At 53.8% G+C, this 25,968-nt stretch carries 20 protein-coding genes and 1 tRNA gene; 15 read left to right on the forward strand and 6 right to left on the reverse strand.

Features of this window, described 5'->3' with window-relative positions:
• The 14 genes from IK083_03950 to IK083_04015 all read left to right on the forward strand — a co-directional run.
• A partial coding sequence (locus IK083_03950) for a lipid A biosynthesis acyltransferase (protein MBR4748712.1) occupies positions 1-104 on the forward strand: 104 nt, incomplete at its 5' end.
• A 100-nt stretch (positions 105-204) separates the two neighbouring features.
• The gene (locus tag IK083_03955; GenBank protein ID MBR4748713.1) at positions 205-492 is read left to right on the forward strand and encodes a hypothetical protein; all 288 of its coding nucleotides are present in this window, start codon (positions 205-207) and stop codon (positions 490-492) included.
• A gap of 33 nt (positions 493-525) precedes the next feature.
• Positions 526-1,533 carry a hypothetical protein gene (locus IK083_03960; protein MBR4748714.1) on the forward strand — a complete coding sequence of 336 codons (1,008 nt, stop codon included), beginning with the start codon at positions 526-528 and terminating at the stop codon, positions 1,531-1,533.
• A gap of 16 nt (positions 1,534-1,549) precedes the next feature.
• The gene (locus tag IK083_03965) at positions 1,550-3,721 is read left to right on the forward strand and encodes a hypothetical protein (GenBank protein MBR4748715.1); all 2,172 of its coding nucleotides are present in this window, start codon (positions 1,550-1,552) and stop codon (positions 3,719-3,721) included.
• Positions 3,722-4,028: 307 nt separating this feature from the next.
• The gene (locus IK083_03970) at positions 4,029-4,355 is read left to right on the forward strand and encodes a hypothetical protein (protein MBR4748716.1); all 327 of its coding nucleotides are present in this window, start codon (positions 4,029-4,031) and stop codon (positions 4,353-4,355) included.
• Positions 4,355-4,912: a transglutaminase domain-containing protein gene (locus IK083_03975; protein MBR4748717.1), complete on the forward strand. Its 558-nt coding sequence runs from the start codon at positions 4,355-4,357 to the stop codon at positions 4,910-4,912. The genes IK083_03970 and IK083_03975 overlap by 1 nt, the downstream gene beginning before the upstream one ends.
• A 13-nt stretch (positions 4,913-4,925) precedes the next feature.
• The gene (locus IK083_03980; protein ID MBR4748718.1) at positions 4,926-6,284 is read left to right on the forward strand and encodes a hypothetical protein; all 1,359 of its coding nucleotides are present in this window, start codon (positions 4,926-4,928) and stop codon (positions 6,282-6,284) included.
• A 462-nt stretch (positions 6,285-6,746) separates the two neighbouring features.
• On the forward strand, positions 6,747-7,868 hold the full coding sequence (locus IK083_03985; GenBank protein MBR4748719.1) for a hypothetical protein: 1,122 nt from the start codon (positions 6,747-6,749) through the stop codon (positions 7,866-7,868).
• A 751-nt stretch (positions 7,869-8,619) separates the two neighbouring features.
• Complete coding sequence (locus tag IK083_03990) at positions 8,620-10,782, forward strand: hypothetical protein (protein ID MBR4748720.1); 2,163 nt, start codon at positions 8,620-8,622, stop codon at positions 10,780-10,782.
• A 9-nt stretch (positions 10,783-10,791) separates the two neighbouring features.
• Positions 10,792-12,042, forward strand: a complete 1,251-nt coding sequence (locus IK083_03995) for a hypothetical protein (protein ID MBR4748721.1) — start codon at positions 10,792-10,794, stop codon at positions 12,040-12,042.
• Positions 12,043-12,562: 520 nt separating this feature from the next.
• A complete protein-coding gene (locus IK083_04000; GenBank protein ID MBR4748722.1) occupies positions 12,563-14,881 on the forward strand; it encodes a family 78 glycoside hydrolase catalytic domain in 2,319 nt (772 codons plus the stop codon).
• Positions 14,882-14,894: 13 nt separating this feature from the next.
• Positions 14,895-17,453 (forward strand): family 78 glycoside hydrolase catalytic domain, encoded by a 2,559-nt coding sequence (locus IK083_04005; GenBank protein MBR4748723.1) that lies wholly within the window; start codon positions 14,895-14,897, stop codon positions 17,451-17,453.
• A gap of 29 nt (positions 17,454-17,482) precedes the next feature.
• A complete protein-coding gene (locus IK083_04010; protein ID MBR4748724.1) occupies positions 17,483-18,541 on the forward strand; it encodes a hypothetical protein in 1,059 nt (352 codons plus the stop codon).
• Positions 18,542-18,618: 77 nt separating this feature from the next.
• A complete protein-coding gene (locus tag IK083_04015; GenBank protein MBR4748725.1) occupies positions 18,619-19,599 on the forward strand; it encodes a hypothetical protein in 981 nt (326 codons plus the stop codon).
• Between the two features lie 60 nt (positions 19,600-19,659).
• Here the strand turns inward: IK083_04015 and IK083_04020 are convergent, their stop codons facing one another.
• The 6 genes from IK083_04020 to IK083_04045 form a co-directional block, all read right to left on the reverse strand.
• Positions 19,660-20,733: a Gfo/Idh/MocA family oxidoreductase gene (locus IK083_04020; GenBank protein MBR4748726.1), complete on the reverse strand. Its 1,074-nt coding sequence runs from the start codon at positions 20,731-20,733 to the stop codon at positions 19,660-19,662.
• Between the two features lie 12 nt (positions 20,734-20,745).
• Positions 20,746-21,564, reverse strand: coding sequence for a metallophosphoesterase (locus IK083_04025; protein MBR4748727.1), 819 nt, complete (start codon positions 21,562-21,564; stop codon positions 20,746-20,748).
• Between the two features lie 13 nt (positions 21,565-21,577).
• Positions 21,578-22,549 carry a metallophosphoesterase gene (locus tag IK083_04030; GenBank protein MBR4748728.1) on the reverse strand — a complete coding sequence of 324 codons (972 nt, stop codon included), beginning with the start codon at positions 22,547-22,549 and terminating at the stop codon, positions 21,578-21,580.
• A gap of 26 nt (positions 22,550-22,575) precedes the next feature.
• A complete protein-coding gene (locus tag IK083_04035; GenBank protein ID MBR4748729.1) occupies positions 22,576-23,622 on the reverse strand; it encodes a metallophosphoesterase in 1,047 nt (348 codons plus the stop codon).
• A gap of 109 nt (positions 23,623-23,731) precedes the next feature.
• A tRNA-Leu gene (locus IK083_04040) sits at positions 23,732-23,814 on the reverse strand.
• Between the two features lie 37 nt (positions 23,815-23,851).
• Positions 23,852-24,454, reverse strand: coding sequence for a hypothetical protein (locus IK083_04045; GenBank protein MBR4748730.1), 603 nt, complete (start codon positions 24,452-24,454; stop codon positions 23,852-23,854).
• A 136-nt stretch (positions 24,455-24,590) separates the two neighbouring features.
• On the opposite strand from IK083_04045, the gene dnaA reads away from it, so the two are divergent.
• Positions 24,591-25,967, forward strand: coding sequence for a chromosomal replication initiator protein DnaA (gene dnaA / locus IK083_04050; protein ID MBR4748731.1), 1,377 nt, complete (start codon positions 24,591-24,593; stop codon positions 25,965-25,967).
• Position 25,968 lies beyond the last annotated feature (1 nt).

Below are 25,968 nucleotides of genomic sequence, written 5' to 3' on the forward strand. Positions count from 1 at the left end.
ACAGACAACAATATACTCAGATGGTCAACGACGCCATTGAGGCCGAAATAAGGCGGTATCCTGCCGGCTGGCTGTGGATACATGACCGCTGGAAGCAGGATTGATCCCGAGACCCGTACGAAAGTACGGGTTTTGCGTTTTTTGCGGGCGTTGGTCCCGTTTTTGGTGTATAATAATACTGTAATACTTTTTCGGAGGATAGCCATGAAAAAAGCCAAGAGATTGAAGAGGATCGAGAAAAGACTGGTCAAGCTGCACAGAAAGCTGAGCGACATAGATGCGAGACTGAAGGATATCCTTAGCCTGATGGATGGCGGCGAGTGCACCTGTCACGGCTGCTATGACGAAGACGATTATGACTATGACGACGCCGATGAGATCATTCTGGACGACGAAGAAGATGACGAGCTCTTAGACGACATCGACGACGAAGAAGAAGAGGAAGAAGAGGATGACGAGGACGACGACGAGGAGTCCGGAGAAGACCTGTAGGCCCGCTGCCCGGCGCATATACTGCGGAGACACATGACAGAGAGAGAACGATTTCAGCAAGCCCTGCATTTTCGCAGGCCCGACAGGCTGCCGGTGGTCGAGTGGGCCACCTGGTGGGATCTGACCATAAAACGCTGGGAAAAGGAAGGACTGCCCGAGGGCCTTCCTTATCCCGACGGCATCAGCGACTATCTGGGGCTGGACAGGCTGCGGCAGGTGTGGATAAACGCCACCTCGGCGGCCACCCCCCTGCATCCCGAGAGCAGAGGCGTCTATCCCTTTGTCATCAGGGACGAAGCCGATTATGAGGCAGTGCTGCCCACCCTGTATTCGGACGAGGTCCTGACCCGGGAGACTCTCGAAAGGATGAAAAAAGAGCAGTCCGAAGGCGCTGCCACCTGGATCACCCTGGAGGGCTTTTTCTGGTTCCCCCGGAGGCTGCTGGGAGTAGAAGCCCATATGTATGCCTTTTATGATCAGCCCGAGCTGATCCGGCGCATCAACGGGGATCTGCTGGCATACAACAAAAGGGTGCTGGAACGGGTGTACGACTATTTTACTCCGGATTTTATGACTGTGGCCGAGGATATGAGCTACAATCACGGAGTCATGTGCAGCAAGAAGCTCTTTGACAGCTTCATCGGGCCCTATTACCGCCGGCTGACGCCCCTGATCAGGGAGCGCGGCACGGTCCCCTTTGTGGACAGCGACGGCGATATCACCGACCTGGTGGGCTGGATGGAAGAAGTGGGCGTGGAAGGCTTCTTGCCCCTGGAGCGCATGGCCGGAGTGGACGTGGCGTCCCTCAGAAAACAGCACCCCCGGCTGCGTCTGCTGGGAGCCTTTGACAAGACCGTCATGGAAAAGGGCGAGGAGGCTATGAGGGCAGAGTTTGAGAGACTGCTGCCGGTGATGCGGCAGGGCGGCTTTGTCCCTGCGGTGGACCATCAGACTCCGCCTCAGTGCAGCCTGGAGAATTATATGATATACAAAAAGCTGCTTTGTGAATATGCCCTCAGAGCGGTGGAGCAGAGCGTGTAGTATGGAGACACACAGTATGAGACATTTGATATGCCTGCTGGCGCTGGCTGTTGTTTTGGGCGGCTGCGCCTGGGCAGTGGACAGACACGATCCCAACCAGAAAAACGAGACTACCACTTTTCAGGAAGCGTCGCCTTACAGCGACAGGATCGACATCAAGACCGACGCCGTGATGGTGTACGGCATCGGAGGCTGCGAGGAAAGGCTGGCCAAGTGGAAGGAAAGGGGATACATCACCCACCTGATGACCGGAGTGGCCTGGGGCGACTATCAGGATTTTTTGTTCGGCAAGTGGGACGGAGTCAATCACGAGGATGCCGGACAGAAGGACAGGAACGGCAATGAGATCAACCACGGTCCCACGGTGCCCTATATGGTGCCCGTCAGGTCCTACGGCAAATATCTCTGCGAAGGAGTCAAAAAAGCCATAGACGCCGGCGCCGAAGCCATATTTCTGGAGGAGCCCGAGTTCTGGACCCGGGCCGGCTACAGCGAGGCCTTCAAGCGGGAGTGGCAGGACTATTACGATGAGCCCTGGCAGGCCCAGCATACCTCGCCGGACGCCATGTACCGGTCCAGCAAGCTGAAGTATTATCTGTATCGCAGAGAGCTGAACGAGGTATTCAGCTTTATCCGCGAATACTCCAGGTCCATCAATAGGGACGTCAAGTGCTACGTGGCCACCCACTCCATGATCAACTATGCCTGGTGGGGCATCATCTCCCCCGAAGCCTCTCTGGTGCAGATAGAGGGCTGCGACGGCTATATAGGGCAGGTGTGGACCGGGACCAGCCGGACTGCCAACGTGTATAACGGGGTGCAAAAGGAGCGCACCTTTGAAAGCGCCTTTTGCGAATACGGCGTGCTGGACAATCTCATCAGATCCACCGGCAAGCGGATGTATTATCTGAACGACCCTGTGGAGGACAACCCCAATTATTGCTGGGAGGACTACAAGCAAAACTACGAGTCCACCCTGGTGGCGTCGCTGTTGTGGACCGACGTATATCACTATGAGGTCATGCCCTGGGCCAGCCGCGTGTTTACCGGCTCTTATCCCGCCAGGAACCTGAACAGCCTGGGCCCCGGCGAGAACGCGGCGGACATCCCCAAAGAGACTATTCCCGAGACCTACGCCGCGGAGCTGATGGCTATCAGCATGGAGCTCAACAAGATGAACCAAAAGTCCATCGAGTGGGACTGCGGCACCCTGCAGCTGGGCATCCTGGTCAGCGACACCATGATGTTTCAGCGTATGGACCCCAATCCCTCCGACAGCGCCTTCGGCAGCTTTTTCGGCATGGCCATGCCCCTTATCAAGAGAGGTATGCCCGTAGCTCCGGTGCAGCTGGAAAACGTGAACATCAAGGACTACCTCAAGCCTTACAAGGTGCTGTTCGTCACCTATGAGGGCATGAAGCCGCCCAGAGAGGACATACACACGGCTCTGGCGGACTGGGTAAAGGACGGCGGAGTATTGGTGTTTGTGGATGACGACCGGGATCCCTACAACAAGGTCAAGGAATGGTGGAACTCTGACGGCAAGAGCTACTCCTGTCCCCGCAAGCATCTCTTTGAGGTGTTGGGAGCCAATGATACAAAGGGCGCTCAGAAGATAGGCAAGGGCACCCTGATATATTCAAAGGAAAGTCCCGCCGCCCTGAGCCATGACAAGAACGGCGGCGAGACCTTTGCGAAGATCGCCAGGGAGGCCGTGCTGGCTGCGGATATGGACTGGAACGAGACCAACTATTTCCTCCTCCACAGAGGCCCCTACGTCATAGCGGCAGGACTGGATGAGACCGAGCTGACGGGAGTCAGGACCCTGACCGGCAGGTTCGTCAACATATTTGACCCCTTGCTCACCGTCATGAATTCGGTGCAGCTGACCCCGGGCTCCAGATATCTGCTGAAGGACCTGGGCAAGCTGGACAAGACCAAGGCCTGCGTGTTGGCCTCCTCTTCCAAAATAGCCAGAGAGAGGGGTATGACAGACAGGATCACCTTCACCACCGAAGGCCCGGCGGGCACCACCTGCGCCACCCGTCTGCTGCTGCCGAAAAAGCCTGTCAGGCTGGAAGCGGAAGGCGTGGAGGTGCTGAGGGCGGAATGGGACGCCATAAACAGCACCTATCTCCTGGTGTATCCCAACGAAGTCGATCCGAGGACTATCAGCGTGTTTTGGTAGGATGAACGCGGACCGGGGCCCCTGCGGGCCCCGTTTTTTGCGCGCGGTCTCTTTGTCCCGCGCAATATAATGTCATTTCGCCGCCAAGCCGTAAGGCTTGGGGGTAAGAAATCTCCCTTGTGAAAGAAATGCGAGCCTCCGTTAAAGACAAGCCCAATGGAACAAGAAGGCTCACCGGTAGCGGAGATTTCCGTGATTCTTTTTTTGGGGGGACTTCTTGACATATGGTTTTACTTATGGTATGATTAAAGTAATTATAAGAATACTTCGCAGAACGATTTCTGCGTAATAAATTAGGAGAATGGCTATGAAACATTCCTGCGAAATGGTGTCCGCCGTGTCAAACGCACGCGCCCAATGGAAGTATGCGTATTGCTTGCTGGCAGTATTCCTGTTGCTGGGCTGCTCCTCTTTGTGTGTCTCCGACACGCTCTATGTGCCCAACTATGATCCCGATGTCAGCAACCTCTCTCTGGCCCTCAACGGAGGTTATCCCTTCACTCTGTTTGCCAACAACCGCTATGTGAATTCCTCCGACGGCAATATCAACTTTGTCGTGCCCGTAACCGGTTCTATTGCTACTCCATTAAGGCAGCAAAAGGGGCTGCGACCAAAGCCGAGACGTTTTCATTGATGTGGAAGAAGATACAGACATGCCATTTAGAGTTGTTGGATGGTCGTGTGCTGACCTATTGGGGAGACGGAAACGACACGCCGGATATTCACTGGACTACCGATGAGTTTTTGACTTCCAGGCACGGCCGATGTCATCATTGGATGTTGTTCTTTGTGGATCTTCTGAGAAGCCAGGGGATAGACGCAAACTATAATGACAATGAGCCTTTTAGTATATTTCCGAACCCCAATAGACAGTATGAGTATATACACGGTCATGGTGTTGTTTTCTCTGACAGCGGCATAGTGCGCTCTGTAAAACTGGAGCAGAAAGCTTCACGTTATCAGGGAGGCGGTCATCCAGATCTGGCAGATTTTCAAGACCATGTGATCAATATCTATGACGGCAACTATTACGACGCGACTTGCGGCGCAGGGCCTTATGAAGAAAGCCAATCCGGCTTTTTGCAATATCTGCGGGAAAACGTCCGTATCACGTCCGGAGACTTGGTGTGCCAGGGCGATAATCTGGTCATAGAAGACTTTTATTCTTCATATTACCCAATAAATGAATAACAGGAGTGCAGAAATGAAAAAAGGCTTGATATACAGCGTTATTATTCTTGTTTTGCTTTGCAGCGTGAGCTATTGCCTGGAGCCGCCTCAATGGCAAACAGCGAGACTGAGAGATATTGACCCCGAGAGCGTAAAAACCATAAGGGATATCGTCGGAGAAGGGGCATACGCTAAGTATATGGATCTACAGGATCCTTTTGCCAACGAAGGCTGGTCAATAAGAAAATATCTTTTGGGGGATGTGCAAAGCGAGATAACTTTTGCCCATCCCGAGATATTGGACAGACTGGAGCCAGTTTACCTTATGGCGGTGCCCGACGAAGTCGGCAAAAGGATCACCGCCGGCAGGAAAAGCGTACATGTCTCTGATATATATACGGGTATCCCCGACTATTTGATGGGCTTGTACAGAAACGATGAATACTACAGGTCCCAAATCTATTCGTATAATATGGATATCGACAGATCGCGGCTGGTGGAAGTGAGTCAGACCTACGAAACGAAAGACGACGGACTCCTGTATTACAGATACAAGGGCTCAAACTATATTTGCGAGATCGACAAAGAAATTGAAAAAGTGGTCCGGAAGCTTCCTGTTATCCAGAAGGCCGTCCTTCACGGGCGTTTTGAATGTATATTGTATGACGCTTCACGATACGGAGCCAGATATTATCAGCCCTGTTTTCTGACGGTGGTAAAGGATAACGGCAGGATCATATGGTATGACAGCAGTTCGGAACTGGGCGACGTTGCCATCACGGATGACGGCAGATATATGATCTCTACGGTAGAAGGTGAGTTTTACGTAACGGTGACCGGGGACAGGATCATTGCCGAGAGCTATACTCCGTTCAGCAGAGGCTACATGAACAGTTTGCAGGTGGGAAAATGGCATCTTATGCCCGTAAGCTGCAGGATCCTGACGGACAACATCGTCCGGTTGGAATATGAGGATGGTTATATTCAGCATTGGCGTGTGCGTCTTTCCGATGAAGATATGGAAAAGAACACTGTTAAGAGAAATAAGATCTATGAATCAAAAGGGCAAGAGCCCCCCAAGTCGAATGCTGCGCAGATGCATACTATATGGTCCAACGGAAAAGGAAACGAAGACGGCTTCGCCCGCTCCTACAAAGGATTGCGTATAATGAAGGCGTGGGATTATCATGAGAGCGAAGTCGAGCCGGTTTACGAAGACATGATAGACATGAGCAAGATGAAGGATGCCGAGGTCTCCGACGTGATCCCTGTTGCCCTTGTTGCCGACCCGGTTGTTGCGTCATCAGGCGATAAGACAGGAAAAGGTGATCCGGGGCTCTTAGCCCGGCTGATTGCCAGGGTAAAGGGTTTCTTCGCCGGGCTGTTGGCGTAAGACTGCAGAATAAATGAAGCAAAGCGGGTCTCCGGCGAGACCTGCTTTTTTTGTCCCGTTCATTTTAACGTCATATCGGCGACAAGCCGTAAGGCTTGGGGGTAAGAAATCTCCCTTGTGAAAGAAATGCCGGCTTCCGCACACGGACAGCCAGAGCGGGACAAAGAGGCAAACCTGTGACGGAGATTATCGGTAGATTTTTTACGGGACTGCTTAACATATGGTTTTGAATACTGTAATATAAAAATGTGGATATTAACAAGCCACAGCGATTTCTGCACGACTAAAAAATGATGCATTATACGACGCAACATGTGGTTCCGGGCCATACCCCAATACATATTTGGGATTTCGCCAATACTTGCGTGAAAACTGTGAAAAACACGTTGGCTCGTTAGTGATCCCGGGGAGTCAACTGGAAGTTGAGGACTTTATAATATTACCATATATGGGAGTTTGACGATGAAAAAGATCTGCAGTATTGTTTTTGCTGTTCTCGTTACAGTAATCGGATCGACCTCTTTGTTTGCCGATTGCAGAACCGATCTGGATTTATATATTTCAAAAGGGTTGGATAAACAGATCGCTCGTTATGATATGAATGCGCTTCCGGATTACTTGCTGAATGTTTACGAAGATGATTTTTATCACTCCGTGATCACTGTTCACACTAAGGATATCGATAAAGCCAGGCTGATATTGGTGACTAAAAAGATAAACTACCCCAAAGCAGAAAAGCTGACTTACACATATCGCCCCGACACCTTGCTTGGCGTGATCGGAGACAAGATCGACAGCGTGGTCAAGGAATTAACGGCAGTCAAAGAATGCGATCTCGATAATGATTTTCACTACACGAGATACGATGCAGAAAAATATGCCCGGGAGGTATATGACGATTCGTTCCTTGCGGTCATCACATACAAAGGGAGAATAATATGGTATTGGAACGAGGAAAACATTCCCGACGCAAAATTGCTTCCCGACGGGAGATTTATGATCGTGACCTCCGATAGCGCCTTTTATATCACCGAGATGAAAGACAGACTGGTAGCAGAGGTATATTCCGGTACCAGAATAATTTGGAGGGGAAGCAAGCATACCGGATATTCAGGTATTCAGCATCCAAAGGTGGAGATCCTGACCGATAACGTATTGCGTCAGTCCTACTCTGATCCCGATGGTATTTGCGTTGAGCACTGGAAGATCAGGCTTACAGAGGAAGATGTGACCAAAAATATCGACGCCTTCTATGAGGATGAGCACGATAAATATGGCGTAAGAACACCTCTTGGCAGTGGCATCAGGGCTCTGTTATGGTGCAATGACGGTAAGCTGGAAGGAACACCGACCCGAAATTGGCTGAAAACAAAAACACGGCAAAATATGTGGTGCTACCATGAAGGCGGAAAAGAGCCTGCTGCCGACAGTTATGATGGGATAAGTATGGAAAAGACACTCATGGTTTCCGGAAAAGCTCCTTCCCGACTGCCCGGGGCTTCGAATCCTGTTTCGGATCGCCGGACATCCCTTGCCCGGCTGATAGCGAAGGTGAAGGACTTCTTTGCCGGGCTGTTGGCGTAAGACTGCCGAAAAACGAACCAAAGCAGGTCTCGATGGGGACCTGCTATTTTTTGTCCCGTTCATTTTAACGTCATAATGCCCCACAAAATCTCACGATTTTGCGGGGACCCCGCGATTCGGCGGTGAGGACGCTCGTCCTCACCGGTAAGATATCCCGAACAATAGAGCCGCCGGCCTTCGGTCACGGACAAGCCAGAGCGGGACAAAAGCATGCCATTCGCGGGCGCGAAGCGCCCGCGAATGGCATATTAAAAAATGTGCTTCGGCAGGCGCAGCGCGCCTGCCGAAGCACTCCTTCCGGAGCAGTGGTATTTTCATTCCCCGGCGGTGAGCCGGCGTCGTTCCGGGGCTGTTCGGCTCGTTTGTTCGAGATTTCTTACCCCCTGTGCCCTGCGGCACAGGCGGCGAAATGACGTGATAATGACCGCCGGAGATCACAAACCCGGCCTGCTCCGGTCGGGCGGTCCGTTTTCCTCTGCAAAGCCGCAGGCTTTGCAGAGGAAAACCCTTATCGTCATCCCGTCCCCGGGCCCGCAGGGCCCGGGGACGGGATCCCCTTTGAAAGAAATGCCGGCTTCCGCACACGGACAGCCAGAGCGGGACAAAAAGGCAAACCTGTGACACAGATTTCCGAAAAATATAGTATTTTTTGGATCGCTTGACTTGCTGGTTTTTATACTGTATAATATAATTGTAATTTGATTCAACGACGCAGAGAAATTGCTCTGCGTAATATTAAGGAGGATGTGTTATGATACTTAGAATTATCGCGCCGGGTTCGACGATGGTCAAAGTAACAAGCAGATGGAAAGCATGGCGTATATTGGCAATGTGCCTGTTGCTGCTCTGTTGCGCGTCTGTGTGTATGTCCGATGTTGTCTATGTGCCCACAAATGATTCAACTGGTTGCAACCTTGCGATGTCCCTCTATGGAGGCTCGCCTTTTACTCTGTTTGCCAACAACCTTTATGTGAATTCCTCAGACAACAATAACAATGTTGTCCTTCCTTTGAACGGCTCTGTTTCCACTCCCTATGCCTTCAATGATATAGACTATCTGCTATTCACGGATCCTATGACCGGATTGGTCTCATACACCCCATCTTCCAACGGAATTATCTATAATTATTATTTGAATATCATTGGTCATCCCCGGATATCCCGGACTAACGCTTATTCCAGCCCCGGTATAACTCCGGGTCTGTCAGGCAACTTCCAGTATGTTCCTGCCGGGAAGTATGATCTGATATACAAAGTGACCGATGAGAGCACCCTTTCCTCCGGATATGAGGGCGATGTGAAGGACGCGCCTTTTGAAGCGCCGGTAAAAGTGTATGTCGTGGATCTCAAAGAGCAAAGCAAATCTGTGTATATGAGGCAGGATGACGTATATCGCATAGACCTGTCCACTGTTCCTGCTGCTTTTCCTCATGAGAATATCTGCTATATATCTGTGACCTGGTCCGGTATGACTTTGCCCGGGCAGCCCTCAGTGTCGGATCTCTATACCGACGCGGCTTGCCTTACGCCCATCCAGTCTGATGCCCCGTATGGAATGAGTAAGACCTGGCAGGTGGACAGCGTTCCGCAATATATATATTTTAAAATGCCTTCCGCCGGATACAAGGATATTTGGATCGATTTTAACGTATATGATTCCGTTCAGACGATAAATCTTGCCCACAGGTATCTTTACTTCACGAATACCGTCCTTTATTGCCACTCAGCCGAGAAATATATTCCGCTCAGTGATTATGTTATGGGATATTACAGCTCTTTTTCCGGCGGTATCTGGAATGACAGAGAGGCTGTTGGCGGCAATATTTTAGACGGCTTTGCTTATGAAGAGTATCCTTATCAAAATATACTCGGCATTAATGACAAAAACGTTCCTTTTGTGGTAAAGATGGGGGACACGCTCAAGTTTACAACTCTGGAGCTGGCGGATACGGGAGCGAATATCTATAACGGAGATACTGATTATATCACCGGCGCGGGAAATGAATATACCTTTAATTCCAGTCATTTTGATACCACGGCTTATAACGGCTACAATATTCTCAGCTGCCGGAGCAATATGGAGAGCATACAGGCCGTTTCAAATACGGTGGATGTAAAGTATCTGTCTCTGCCCTGGAAGGTGACCACCTCCGGAGGCTCCAATATAGCGGCAGGTTCCTGCGATATCAAAGTATATGTACCCTTTAACACTCCCTTAGAGAGTAATAGTCCTTGCTTAAAATATAATTGTTTAACAACCCATCCTACGGGCATATTTGAATCTCTGCTGAATATCTCATGCAAGGCTGCCTCTGGCGCTTCCATCCAATCTGAGGTCTTTGACTTGTTGTGGAAAAAGGTCCAAACAAACAATATAGAACTGTTGGATGGCAGGACCTTGACTTATTGGGGAGCCGGCAACAATACTCCGGGCGAACATTTTACTACCGATAAGTTATTGGAGAAAGGGGATGGACGCTGTGGTCATTGGAAGAATCTTTTTGTGGATCTTTTGAGAAGCCAGGGTTTGAATGTGGGTTATAGTGACTGTGAGGAGTTCCAAATCGGACCGAATCCAGACCGGAGTTTTGTTTATGATGATGTTGAAGGAAAGGTGATGTGGCATTTCGGTACTGACTGGGATATAGTTAGACTGAAGCAGACTGCTTCCCGCTTTCAGGGTGGTGGTCATCCCAACAGCGGTGACTTTCAGGATCATGTAATAAACATATATGACGACAACTATTATGACGCCACCTGCGGCGCCGGACCATATACAGAAAACATGAGCGGCTTTACAAACTACCTGCTGGACAATGTTGCCATAAAAGTTGGGCAGAATACTTACAGCGGCGATGATCTTCAAATCATCGATTTTGACTCGTCATATTATAGTTACCCGATAATGCATTAGGAGAGAAAAATGAAACGATGTCTGATCATATATATCTTATTGGTTCTTGTTGCGGCAGGTGCAGGCTTTTGTCAGACGTACAGTGTATTTGATGACCACAAAAAACCACGTTCATTAAAGGAATACTATGGGGAAGATCAGTATAATAAAATGCTTACTGCAGACGATCCTTATGCAAATGAGGGGTGGTCTATGTTGATTTACGGGATGGATCCCGGCCTTTATGAGCCCATTCCTCCTGAAATAATCAGAAAAAGAAAGATCGTTCCTCTGCTTCGTGTGCCGGATTATCTGGAAGGTGTTTTCAAATATGAAGGCGAAGGCTTGTATACTTCTATAGTTTATTCCTACAACCCTATTCTGAAAAACAGCAATTTTGTGCAGGTGTATCAAAACACTACCATACATACGAACGGCAAACTGTTTTATGAATATTGTGGAGACAGTTTTGTAAATGAAATAGATTCCGACATCGACAACGTTATCAAGACGTTGCCCGTTGTGCAGAGGGCTATCTTGCACGGCCGTTTTGAATGCACGCTATATGATGCCAGCCGTTATGGCGCCAAATATCATCATTGTTGCCTTTTGACTGTGGTAAAAGACAACGGTAAAATAATATGGTATGACCGTGGCCATGAGCTGGGTGACGTGGCGATAACGGAAGACGGCAGATACTTTGTCTCTACTGCCGGAAGCGACTATTACGTTACTGTGACTGACGAAAGGATCATTGCCGAGGTGTATGGGGGAATAAGAAGGTTTGGCCATCAAGTCAACGCGCCAATCCAAAGGCCTGTCTCCTGCCGTATCCTGACAGACAATATAGTGCGTCTGGAATACAAAGACGGTTGTGTGGAGCACTGGCGGACGCACATAGGCGAGGATGCCGTTCTGAAGAACAAGGAGAAATGGGATACGTATTACGAAAAATACGGAATAAAGGACGGTCGCATAGGCGGAAGCAAACACCTTATCTGGTGTAACGGTGTGGGCAAAGGTTATGCATACAAAGGAAGTGAGGAGTCCTGGGAATACAGTGAAAACGGAGAAGAGCCGGTATATGAAGGAATGAAAGACATGAGTACTATGAAGTATGCCAATGCCTCCCACAGTCTCCCGTCGGCAAAGAGCGCCGGCGTTCCTGCAGGGCAGACGGCCAAGGCGACGGCGAACAAAGACAGTGACGCGGCAGCGCCGGGCCTTTTTGCCCGCCTGTTCGCCAGGATAAAGGGCTTCTTTGCCGGGCTGTTTGCGTAAGCCGGGTATAAAAAAGCAGCGCAGGTCTCGACCGAGACCTGCATTTTTTGCCCCCAAAATCTGCGATCTTGCGGGGATCCCGATGAGAGCCAAGCCTGCCGGCTTGGGCCGACGGTCAATTTTCACGTCATCTCGGCGGTGAGGGCTTGAAGGGCCCTCACCGGTAAGAGATCTCCTGTAGTGGAAGGACAGACTTCCGGCAGGGCATCATGCTCACCGCCGGGCGAGAGAGAATGAAAACCGCTTTTCCGGGCTATTCTGACCCCGCTTGTACGGTCGTTTCCCTTTGCCGCCTCCGGCAAAGCCGGAGTAAGGAACGCGGCAAAGGGAAACGGCCTGGATCTCAAAGCGCAAACGGCCAAACGCCAAGGCGTTTGACATATGCCGTTTATGCAGAGATGACGCAGGTGGAGGCCGAAAACTGCCGGGGTGACGCGGGGCTGCCGGATTGCGTCCGGAGATATACTTTTCCTGCCGGATATGGTATAATAAACAAAACCATATGTGAAAAGGATGCATCATGCAAATCAACAAGACGGATGACGGCCTTTTTGTCCGTGGCCGGTTTTCTCCTGCTGCAAAATGGCTGTGCGCTTCCCGGGAGCCCCGGGTGGATACCCTGCCCAACACCGCGGGCTGGGGCACTGTGGGCTCCTACGAACTGGTAAACGAAGACAAGGACGAAGACAGATCGTATATATTTGTCAGGGATTTTGACCTGCAGGACGCTCCCGCGGAGGGTTCCCTCACTATCTGCGCTCTGGGCTATTATGAAGTGTATCTGAACGGGAAAAAGCTGGGAGACAGAGCGCTCTCCCCGGGCTTTACCGTCTATCACAAGAGAGGCCTTTTCAACACCTACGACCTGACGGGGCTGCTGCAGCGGCGCAACCGGCTCACCGTGATGACAGGCAACGGCTTTTACAACCAGAGCACTCCGGACACCTTTGGCTTTCACAACGCGCCCTGGAGGGCAAAGGCCAGGTTCATATGCGAGCTCACGGTGACCTGCGCCGGCGGCGAACGGGAGACCATCGTCAGCGACGGTTCTTTTGTCATGCATCCCTCCTTTATCGTGTATCAGAATATCCGTTCCGGCGAGACCTTTGACATGAGGCAAAAGCAGTATTGCGGCGAATATATGGGGCCGGTGTCCGGCTGGGAGCAGGCCGTGGACGTCAACGAATACGATGATTTTGCTCTGGACAACATCACGGAGGAAGCCATGCCCCCCATCCGGAAATGCGGCTTTGTGGAGCCCTGCGCCATAGGGGGCGACGATCAGAGATGCGTGGTGAAGTTTCCGGTGAATATGACCGGCTGGATCAATATCAGGCTGAAGGGCGAAAAGGGCAGAGAGGCTGCGCTCTTGTTTGTGGAGAGGGATCCCTTTGAGTGGCACGCTCCCGATCTGAAGCCCGAGCACATCAATCAGTTTCACGTGCGCAAGGAGTTTCAGACCTGGCGTATCATCCTGTCGGGAGAGGAAGACGTGTGCGAGCCCCATTTCACCTATTACGGCTTTCAGTATGTGGTGATCACCGGCCTGGGCTATGTCCCCGAGCTGCGGGATATAAGAGGCATATTTGTGCACACGGACCTGCGGCCCGTGTTGGACTTCAGGTGCTCGGAGCCTATACTGAACCGTCTGCACGGCCTGGTGCCCCGCACCTTTCTCAACAACTATCACTCCATCCCCACGGACTGTCCCCACAGGGAAAAGAACGGCTACACCGGCGACGGCTGGATCACCTGCGAATACGCCATGTATAATTTTGACATGAGAGAGGCCTACAAAAAATGGCTGGCGGACATAGCGGACGATCAGCAGCCCGACGGCAATTTGTCGGGCATAGTGCCCAACTGCGACTGGGAGACCTGCAACAAGAGGGTGTTTGACATTCTCTGGAGCGGCGGCGGCATGATGCTCATGAAGCACTACAACGACTTTTACGGCGACAGAGAGCTGCTCTCCTATATGTGGGAGCATCTGGAGCGCTATATGGACTACGTGGACGCCCGGACAAAGGATTGCCTCTCCAACGTGGCTTTTCTGGGCGACTGGCTGGAGCCGGGAGCGGATTTCGGAGTCCGGAGGACCGATCCGCCCCTGACAAACGGCGTTCTTTATACCGCCTACAACCGCATCATGGCGGAGTTTGCCAAGGAGCTGGGCCGGGACGCCGGCAAGTGGACCCGGCGGGCGGAGACGGCCCGGGCTGCGGTGTGCGCCAAATACTTCCCCTCGGAGGAGGCTCTGTGTGACTGCAGCCAGACGGCTCTGGCCATCGCTCTGGAGCTGGACATCCTGCCGCAGAGCCTGCGAAAAAAGGCGGAGGAAGCCCTGCTCATGGCTCTGGAAAAGGAAAACATGCACATAGCCACGGGCCTGCTGGGCACGAGATATATCTTTGACGCTCTCACCCATATGGGCCGGGGCGATCTGGCTGCGGGTCTGCTGCGGCAGACAGACTTTCCGTCCTTTGGCTATATGCTGAAAAACGGCGCCACTACCCTCTGGGAAAGCTGGGAGGGGCATATATCTCTGGACCATCCTATGATGGGCTCCTTTGACGCCTGGCTCATAAAGACCGTGGGCGGCATAAGATATACCCGGGGGAACACGGTCCTCAGGATCCCGGACGGGAGTCTGGGGTTAAAATGGGCGGAGACGAGCTATCAGTCTCCGGAGGGACTCATCAGCCTCCGGTGGCAATATGACAAGAGCGCCGTCAGGGTCCGCCTGGAGACCCCTGCCGGCATGAAATGCCGCCTGGAGTGGCCGACGGGGGCCATGGATACGGAGGGCGGCCTGCAAGAGCTGACGCTGAATATATGATCGGGAGAATAATATGGACATCACACAAATGACTATCAACAGGGGCTTTGATATCGGTATCGATTCCCCCTGCTTTGATCTGGAATGGCGCTGCGACGGCGCTGCCCGGGGCCGCGCCGCCATAGTTGACCGGCTGACGGGCGAGCAGATATGGGCAGAGTCCTTCAGTCCGGCGGGCTGCGCCCTGCGCTGCGCAGCTCCCCTGAAGGAGCGCAGGCCCTACCTGGTCATCCTCAGCCTGTATGACGGTGAAGACAGGCTGCTGGCCCGGCGGGAGCTGCCCTTTTCCACCGGCCTCTTTGAGGGACAGCTGTCCTTTGAATACGCCAAATGGATCAGCGCCTACGAAAAGGATGAGATAGAGGTCTATAAAAACACCTCGGGCTGGGGGACCTGGGGCAAAAACGAGCTGATAGACTACGATCCGGATCAGGACAGGAGCTATCTGTATGCAAAGGATATCGCCATAGACAAAAAGGTCGCCTATGCCCAGACAAATATCTGCTCCCTGGGATACCACGAGCTGTATATCAACGGCGAAAAGGCGGGCGACGGAGTGCTGGAGCCGGGCTTCACGGGGTTTGACAAGAGAGCTCTGTATCGCTCCTATGATATCACGGACTGCCTGAAGAAAACGAACAGGCTCATAGTCTGGATGGGCAACGGGCTGTACAACTCTTCGTGCATGGATACCTGGGGCTTTCACAACGCCCGCTGGAGAGGCAACACCAAGTTTATCATGCTGACGGACATATATTTTGAGGACGGCAGCCATACCGCGGTGGTCAGCGACGACAGCTTTTGCTGCGCTTCAAGCTATATAGAATATCAGAACCTGCGGGCCGGGGAAAGGCACGACATGACCCAAAAGGCCTTTTGCGGCGCCTGGGCGGGCAGCCTTGAGGACTGGCGGCCTGTGTTTGCGCACGCCTTCAATCATCCCTGCATCACAGCCCAGAGGCAGCCTGCCATCAGGGAGCGCGACACGGTGCTGCCCTGCGGCCTGGCGGGCACCGAGGATGACCTGTGGGTGAAGTTTCCCGTGAATATGGCCGGCTGGGCCGAGCTCAGGCTGAAGGGTGAAAAGGGAAGGAACGTGACCCTGGAATTCAGGGAAAGAGGCCCCTATGACTGGCACGGACGGGAGGTGGGCTGCGATGAATCCCATCTGTTGGCGCTGGTCAAGGGAGGCTTTCAGCGCTGGACCGTCAAGCTGTCCGGCGAAGAAGACCTGTGCAAGCCCAAATTCACCTATTACGGCTTTCAGTACATACATATCACCGGCCTGGGCTATATCCCGGCCCTTTCCGACATCAGAGGTATTATGGTGCACACGGATCTGCAGGGAGCCGGACGTTTTGACTGCTCCTGGGACAGGGGCAAACAGCTGCACCGGATCGCCTGCCGCACCTTTCTCAACAACTACCATTCCGTGCCTACCGATTGTCCCCACAGGGAAAAGAACGGCTGGACCGCCGACGGCTGGATGGCTGCCGAATACGGCATGCTGAACTTTGACATGAAGGAGGCCTACAAAAAGTGGCTCACGGATATGGCGGACGACCAGTATCCCGACGGCAATATGTCGGGCATCGTGCCCAATCCCGACTGGGAGATATGTAATATGCGCCTCTTTGATACTCAGTGGACCGGAGCCGTGATCGCTCTCATGAAGTATTATGACAGGTATTACGGGGACACAGAGCTGCTCGGGAAAATGTGGCCGTGCATGACCGCCTATATGGATTATGCCGAAAGCAAAATGACGGACTGGCTGTATGAAGAAGGCTCGGTCATGGGCCTTGGGGACTGGGTAGAGGTGCCCGCCAAGGACGGACCCCGGACCGACGTGCTGTTTTGCAACACCTGCTTCATGTACGTGCTCAACCTGTATATGGCGGAGCTGGCCGGACGGCTGGGCTATGATCAGACCCGCTATATAGAACACGGACAACTGATAAAGAAGGCTCTGAACGACAGGTATCTCAGAGAAGACGGCACCTATTTTGAGGACAGTCAGACGGCTCTGGTGATGGGCATACTCTTTGACATCATTCCCTCAGAGCTGCGCCCCCGGGCAGAGGAGGCTCTGGTCCGGTCCCTCAGTCAAAACGGCTTCAATACAGGCCTCACCGGAGTAAAATACGTATTTGATTGTCTGGCCGGGATGGGCCGCAACGACCTGGTAAAGGCCCTGCTGGACAGGGACGAATATCCCTCCTATGGCTATATGCTGAAAAACGGGGCCACTACCGTGTGGGAAACCTGGGACGGAGGCGTGTCCCACGATCACCCCATGTTAGGAGCCTATGACGCCTGGCTCATAAAAAACGTGGGCGGCATTGATTACAGCCGCGGCAGGCTCAAGGTGGCCATTCCGCCCAGGAGCCTGGGCATAGAGTGGGCAGACACGGAATACCAGGCCGCCGAAGGCAGGATATGCGTGAAATACCGCTACGGCGCCGACGGCCTGAAGGTGAAGCTCACGGTGCCGGAGGGGATCGCGTGCCGCTTCACTGCGGCAGGAGAGACCCGCTGCCTCGAAGGCGGGGCGTATGAGATGACCTTCTGAATAGAGGACACGGAACAGGGAGGAGAACTATGAAACATATGATCGCGATCGTGGCCGTGTTGGCCCTCATCTTCGGAGCTTTGGCTGTCTGCGGGAGCATCAAAGCCGGCGGCAGCGGCGGGACCGCAACTGCCGGCAAGGCTGATCCCCGGGCCTCAGAGTTTGACAGGGTGGACGTGAAGAGCCTGGCCAAAACCGGCCTGGTGAGTGAGCTGGAGACCACCCGGACACCGGAGGACTGCGCAGAGGGGACGTCCGAAGAGATCCTGCCTCTGGGCGGCGGCAAACAGGTGGTGTTTCGCACCGTTTGCAGCTTGGGCCCGGGCAAGAGCGAGGGCGACAGTGAAACAGCCGTCCGCAGGACCCTCACAGTCCTGCTGAGGGAAAAGACGCCGGACGGAGAAGCAGCGGAAGAGGTCATCAAGGAATACGCCGCTTCCTATCGCAAAGGCAGCCGGCAAGAGTGCTGTGACTATCCCTATATCATGGATGCCGCGGTCTCCGACGACGGTCGCACCCTGAGATACATCGTGAACAACCAGAGATTTCGGTACGAAAGCCTTGTCGAGTTGTATCAATACGATCTGACCGAAAAGGACTGGCGGGACAAATACGGCTTCAACAGTTATTGCTTGTCCCGGTTTGTCATAGATCCCGATAGCTCCATGTGGAATCAGGACCCCATCAAGCAGGCCTGTCTTCTGGCTCCGGACGTAGTGTATATTGCCACTAAGATCAACGGCGTGGAGCTGGCGGAGCGGATCCGGCTGGACAACCGGGAGGCCAAACGGAAGATGGACGAGTTTTACCGGTCGCAGGAGTATTTGTCCGGCAAATACAAAGGCACGGCAGTGCCCCGGTATTTCTTCCTGACAGGCGTTTACTGGAACAGAGCCGGCGCCGAACAGCTCATAGCGGCCGGCTGGAACATATTCAAAGAACCGGAGCACAGCGAAACCGGAGAGAATATCATGATAAAGCCCGGGACCCTGATAAACGACCGCAGCCTGCCGGACAAGAAGCCCGTTCCCACCGAAAAGGACTGGGAGGGCTGGCACAAGCTGGTGAGACACTCAAAGGACAAATGAGTCCTAATGTATTAGACACGCTTGTAGATTCGGCATTAATTCCGGATATAGGAAATGCCATACAATAGGAGGATATGATGAAAAGATCGCTATGCTTGTTTTTTGTGTCGGCGTTATTGCTTGTCGCTGCCGGGGCTGTTTTTGGAGAAACGGATCCTTCTGTCCAAACGAATAAGAACTTTGGAAAGGTGAAAATACAGGATGTTGATAACACCGGTCTGGTAAAGAACTATCTGACCATCAGGAGCAAAAATGATTTTCGGCCGGGCGTTGTCGAAGAAGAACTGCCTGTGGACGAAGATACCACGGTGATCTTCAGGTATGTGAGTGAGACAGGGCTTGACGAATCGGAAATACAGATCCCGGGCTCCAAACCGCTCCGGTATTCCTGCCGCAAAACGCTGCAGATCCTGCAGAGAGACTGGCAAACCGGCCAGGAAGAAAACTTGCAGAGCAGCGTGGTAAAAATGTACGAAAATGATTCGCTCAATGAAGACCTGAAGACTCTGCGTTTCAATTATCCGTATGTTCTGGATGCCATACTGTCGGATGACGGAAAGATACTGCGCTGTATCATGTCTGTTGATCCTTCAGAAACAGAGGTGTGTGAGCTGCATCTTGACGAAAAGAATTGGCGCTATCAGACCCTGATCAAACACAGAAGGCAGAAGGTGTTTGGCAAGTATGCAGTTCCGTTTTCCGGCAACATGGTCCAAGCATATTTTGTTTTGCCCGACGTAATAAACGTGTCCTGCGATACGGGAATGCTCTATTCGGTGAGGATCTGCGAAAAAGATGCATTGGGCCTCACCGATCCTGATGGTCGGGATCTCGGTGTGCTGAAACGAATGTGCCTGGATTGTGTTTATTGGAATGAAGTCGGCAAGCGGGATTATTTGAAACTGCTTTTCAGCAAGGAACTCGTTTTTGATGACGAGACAAATAAATACGTCATGAAAGGCTGTCTCGATAAGACCCTGACTGTAGAGCCTCCCGTTCCCACCGAAAAGGACTGGGAGGGCTGGCGCAAGCTGCTGAGAGGTCCGAAGGACAAATGAATCCGGGTATAAAATGCTCCCCGCTCAACGCCAGTTGAGCGGGGAGATTGTTTGAATGGGCTATTTGATGATGACTTCGTGGCCGGTGGCGGCGGATTCATATACCGCGTCGAGTATCTTCATCAGCGCCACGCCGTCCTCCGCCGGGTTGCGGCAGGGGATGCCGTCGGTGATACAGCGCACAAAGTGGGCTATCTCGTTTTCAAAGAGGCCCGTAAAGCTCAGGGCCGTGCTGCCTGCCATGGTCACGTTGGTCAGATAGTTGTTCTGCTCTGTGTATATGGCCAGCTCGGGGTCCAGCACGGCGCCGGACTTGGTGCCGTAGAGCTCGATGATGCCCTTGTCGTGGGGGATGTTCATGCTGAAGGCCGCCTCCACGTGCAGGACCGCTCCGTTGTCAAAACGGACCAGGGCGGTGGCCAGGTCTTCCACGTCAAACTTGGGCTTTTCCGTCCCCGCGTCGGCGGCGGTGTAGCCCGCCGTCAGGGATTTGATGCCGGGCCGGTCCTTGAGCTTGTCAAAGGTGGCGCCGTAAACGCTGACCGGCTGGGGGTTGCCTATGAGGTAGCGCACCAGGTCTATGACGTGGACTCCCAGGTCTATGAGGGGGCCTCCGCCGGAGCGGGATTTGTCTCCGAACCAGCCTCCGGGGCAGCCGTTTCTGCGGGTGTAGTTGGCCTTGGCATAATAGATCTCGCCAAAGTCGCCGGAGTCAATGAAGTCCTTCAGTACGGCGCAGTCGTTGCCGAAGCGGCGCACAAAGCCGATCATCAGCAGCTTGCCCGCCTTTTTGGCGGCGGCTTCCATGGCGGCGGCTTCCTTGGCGTTCATGGCCATAGGCTTTTCGCAGATCACGTGCTTGCCCGCTTCCAGGGCCATGATGGTGCAGGGGGCGTGCTGGGAGTTCCAGGTGGTCACGCTGACGGCGTCTATCTCCGGAAGGGCCTTCAGCATCTCGGCTTCGTCGGTAAACAGGCGGGTCACGCCGTGGCGGGCGCCCTTTTCCCTGAGGCGCTCTTCGTTGATGTCGCACAGGGCATACAGCTCCACGTTGTCCAGGGCCTTATAGCCCGCGATATGCACCTCGGAGATGCCGCCGGCTCCTACGATGGCTACTTTCAGTTTGTTCGTCATGATGTCCTCTTTTTAATTATTCCAGCAATCCACAGAATGTCTGTCGATATGCATTTTCTGGTCTTTGTATATGAAATCGCAGGCGCACATCACGTATTCGCTGGAGAGCCTGCTCTTGTCTATATCCAGGAGCCTGTAGCCCCAAAAGCTCGCCTCCGGGCCGCCCGGGTCGCTGGTGTAGGAGTAATTGCCGGTCTGGAGTATCTTTTTGCCGCCCCAGTCCGGGCCCAGGTCTATGACCGAAGACAGGTGATAGTGTCCCTGAAACAGACACTTGATGCGGCTTTCGTTTTTCACCAGCTCTCTGAACTCGTCGGTTTCCCGGGGTATCTCAAAGCCGTGGGTGCAGATAAACACGTGCTCGCAGTCATGCCTCTTCAGCTGCTCCTTCACCCAGGCGCAGTCCACGGGGACGTAGGTGCCGTCGCTATCCTCCGCGGGACCCAGGTCGCCGGCGTAGGAGTCGGTCATGATGAACATGGCGTTGCCTTTGGTCACCGTGAGATACCTCTCGGAGCCGGTGATCTCCCGCCATTTTTCCGGAGAATACTGCTCGTGGTTGCCGGGGATCATATATATGGGCACCTTGGGCAGCAGGGTCACGTAGGTGTCCAGAAAATGCTTCGTCCGGGACTCGCCCCGGCGGACGAAGGACCCGCCGTCAAACCAAAAGTCCAGAGCGTAGTCGCCCAGCATGAGTATCATGTCCAGGGGAGCCGCTTCGTGCTCCCTGCAGATGTCGGCGGCCCACTGTCTGAGCCTGGCGTCCGTGGCCGTGCCATACCAATCCAGATGGCAGTCGTGGATGTCTGAGGTAAGAAGGATCTTCACTGTATCTTCCTTGTTAAAAATTCACCGTGTCGGTGTTGCCTGCGCTGTCTGTCAGCAATATGCGTCTTTCGCTGCGGTTTATCGTCACTCCCGTGAAATCGGGATACCTGCCGAAGGCGCAGCCCTGTATGATGTGGGCCACTCCCCGGACTGTCTTGATCTGCTTTTTGTGGATGTGGCCGGCAAAGACTCCTATGAGCTCCCGGGAGGGGTAGTCGCCAAAATCCGCCTCCGGACCTTCACCCAGGGACACCCTTGAGCCCGCCCTGAAGGCGTCGAGAATGGCGCATGCCGTGTCAAAGCCGCTTTGCTCCGCGGTGGGAGAGACGTGGCTCGTGTCCACGTGGGTGAGTATCACCGCCGCCCAGCCCTTTTCCAGCCGCAGCGCTTCCAGGGCCAGCCACCGGAGCTGCTCCTGCCCGAAGGCATAGTAGTCTATGGGATAATGCTCATAGCTCCCGTCCGGCAGCGCCTGTCTGGGCGTGTCCGACGAATTGAGACAGATGACCCGGATCCTGCTTCGGGGGAAGTCGGCGAAATAGTAGCCTCTCCCATACTGCGGCATGCCCAGAGCGCCGAAAAAATCCTTCTCCGTCAGCATGCTGCCCCGGCGCCCGCCTTTCAGATAATAGGAGCCATCGTCATGGTTGCCCATAAGGACCAGCGCCGGCGCGCTGCACTCTGCCAGTATGCTCCGTATTTCCCCCAGGTCCCCGGTCAGTCTGTCCGCCGGATCAAAGCCGTGGACCAGGTCGCCCGTCAGGGCCAGAAAGTCGGCGCCGGACCGGTCGGTCTCCCGGACTATGGCCCTGAGGCCCGCCGGGGTGACGCCGTAGTTGTACAGGATCCTGCTCCTGTAATGCAGGTCGGAGGCCCACACGAAGGACAGGCTTTCACCGCTGCGGACCAGGCCGAACTCCCTTTGAAAGCGGCCGTCCGCAAAGGAGGGAAGGGCCAGCGCCAGGGTAAAGAAAATGCCTGCCAACAGGATGCCGCCTTTGTTCGCGCCCGTCAATACCGTATGAGCCTGTCTCTTTCGGGCCTGGGCCCATCGTTGTATTTTTTGCAGATGATCTGCCGTCCGCCCCGGTCTATGGTGACTATATCAAAGGCCTTGTGTCCCACCAGATCTTCGGTGCTCAGAGACAGGATGCCGTTTTCCTCCGACTGCAGGTCGGAGTGGATGTGTCCGTTGAAGGAGGCTATGAACTCGTTTGACGGATTGTTGCCGAAGTCGCAGGATATCCGGGCGGGAAAATCGGGGTTGGCCCCCTCAAAGCGTCCCCGGGTCCGGCGTTTGAAGCAGTCCAGGAGGCCGCAGACTATCTCCGAGTTGTAGGGCAGCTTTTCACCCGGTATGGCCAGGGCCAGGGCGGCGTAGCTGACGTGGGTGATGGTGATCACCGCCCAGCCTTCCTCGTCAAACCTCAGGCCCTTGTCGGCCAGCCACTCCAGCTGCTGCTGCCTGAAGCCGTAGGTCCACTGGCCGTAATACCTCAGGCTCTTGTCCGGGTTCTCTATATAGGGCAGGTCGGTGGTGGTGAGCACTATGACCCTGATCTTTGACCGCTTGAAATCCTTGTAATACCAGCCGCCCCAGGGGTTGGCCTCGTCATATACAAAATCGTCTATGCTGCTGCCCAGGGCTATGGAATACCAGCGCTCCTTGCAGAGCACGTGCTCCGTGCCTCCGTAGTCCTTGCGGGAGGCCTCGCCGCTGGAATACCAGGCGTTGTCGTCATGATTGCCCATGGTGAGCATGAGAGGCGCCTTGCAGCGCTGCCTCATCAGCCGGCACAGCTCAAAGAGATCCCGCTTCTGATGGGTCAGGTCATAGTAGCCGTTGACCAGGTCGCCGGCCACGGTCACAAAGTCCGTGTCCGTCAGGTTCGCTATGTCGCAGACCTCCTCTATGAGCTCGGGGTCGGCGCCCCAGACGTGATTGTCCGTCCTCTGGAAATGAGTGTCTGCGGACCACAAAAAGGACAGTGTGCCCGGTCCCTGCGCTTCTCTGCAGGCGATGGCAAAGTCCAGAATGGCATTGGAAAAACGTTTCATATATGCTCCCGACTTGATGCTTGCTATATTCATTATACCCCCGCATATACGGAAATACAATATACAGCGGGGGCAAAATAAGAAAAAGCAGGCTGTCAGCCTGCCGGTATGCCGAAGATCGGAGTCGAACCGATACGAGGTCTCCCTCGGTGGTTTTTGAGACCACTGCGTCTGCCATTCCGCCACTCCGGCAAATACACCTTTATTATATATTAGCGGCCGCTGTTTGTCAATACGGAAGCCCCCGGAGCCGCCCCTGCAGGGCTTCGTCTATGGCGGCGGTAATGGCGGGCATATTCGCTTCGATGCAGGCGCTCACGGAGGAGTGAAACTCGTCCCGGTCGCCGGAATCGCTGACTGCCTTCAGCACTCTGAAGGGCCTGGAGTATGTGATCATCATAGCGGCAAAGGCATAGCCCTCCATGTCCACCAGCTCCGCTCCGGGAATGGGCTCTGTGACGAACCGGTTCACGCTGCACAGAGTGGGCGTAAGGCCCGTGAGACCCAGATAACAGGGATCCAGCCTGTTGGCGGGGGTGTCCGTGTTCAGCTCAAAGCCGGGAAAATCGCCCTGCATGAAGCCCCGGGGCTCCACCAGCTCAAAACGGCCGTATTTCCCGTTGATGCACCCGCAGGAGCCTATGTTGAGGAAAAAGTCATACTCGTCCATATGCGGCGACAGCCTGGTGGCTACTCTCAAGAGCCCTACGCCCGTGACCAGCACCGACAGGTCGCCTCCGGAAAACATATCCGGCGCGGTCTGAGTGAGAGCGTAGTGGTCTATGATCGGCTGTATTTCCGCCTGAAGAGCGGCTGAGATAAGAACTTTCATGTGCGCCAGTATCCTTTTGGTTGATGTACGTTTCATTATAACACAGTCCCGGACCTTTGTCAAACCCCGGGCCCGTTTGCCATACGCCGGCATTTTGTGATATAATAATAATTACCAATGATGACGGAGACCGATTATGATTCTGGATGAAGAGGAAGTACGGGTAAACATGGACAGGGACAAAATAGAAGAGGCCTGGCAGCGGACCCTGGAGCTGCTGGGACACATGGGTCTGGGCGAGATGATATTCTCCGAGATCAAGGCTATGAAGCCTGAGCTGAAGCCCGACGGCAGGATAGGACTGACCCCCCGGAACAGCAGTGTGTTCACGGTGCTGAGGGACAATTATTTTGACCAGATCAGAGAAGCCTTTTGCAAGACTCTGGGCTACGACGCCGAGGTGTATCTGGTCCAGTTCATACCCGGCGTGAGCAGGGCGGAAAAGACAGTGCAGCGCCCCGCCCCCAAAAAGAAGATATCCTCCTTCAACGACATGAATCTCCCTCTGGTGGACGAGTTTACCTTTGACAGATTCGTGGCGGGGGGCAACAACAGATTTGCCCTGTCCTGCGCGCAGAACGTGGCCAACGAGCCCAGCGGAAAATACAATCCTCTCTTCATCTACGGCAATTCCGGCCTGGGCAAGACCCACCTCATGCACGCCATCGGCCATGAGGTGTACAGAAAGGACCCCGACGCCCGGGTGTTCTTTACCTCCGGGGAGGCCTTTGCGGTGATGTATCTGGACTTTTACTCCGCCAACAAGCTCACTGAGTTCAAAAAGAAGATACGCAATATAGACCTGCTGCTGCTGGACGACGTGCAGTTTTTGCTGGGCAAGGAAAAGACCGTGGAAGAGTTTTTCCTGCTCTTCAACGCTCTCTACGAATCCAAAAAGCAGATCGTGCTCACCTCCGACCGGGCTCCCAAGGATCTGAAGTTTGACGAAAGGCTGACCTCCAGATTTGAGTGGGGAGTGATGGCAGACGTGAAGGCTCCGGATCTGGAGACCCGTATGGCCATATTGCAGAACAAGGCCAGCCGGGAGGGCATGAGCTTCAATCTGGACGTCATCGAATACGTGGCCAGGCTTATCACGGGCAACGTGCGGCTCCTGACCGGCGCCCTGACCACCCTGATAGCCAGGTCCTCCCTGCTGGGCCAGTCCGTCACCGTGGATTTTGCCAAGAGCGTCCTGGAGGACTATTCGCGCAACGATTCGAAGAAGACGGTGAACGTGGAAGGCATCATCAAGCTGGTGGCCGAAGAGTACGGCGTGTCTGAGGAGGACATCATAGGCACCTCCAAGGTCAAGGAGATCATACAGGCCCGGCAGACCGCCATGTATATCACCAGAGAGACCACCAACATGAGCCTTCCCCAGATAGGCAGGGCCTTCGGAGGCAAGGACCATACCACCGTGCTGCACAACTACAAAAAGATCGAAGAACAGCTGGAAGACAAGGAGTTTCGCCGGCGTGTGGACAAGATGCTGGCCAAGCTGCTGAATTAGG

The sequence above is a fragment of the Abditibacteriota bacterium genome (assembly GCA_017552965.1).
Taxonomy (GTDB): domain Bacteria; phylum Armatimonadota; class UBA5829; order UBA5829; family UBA5829; genus RGIG7931.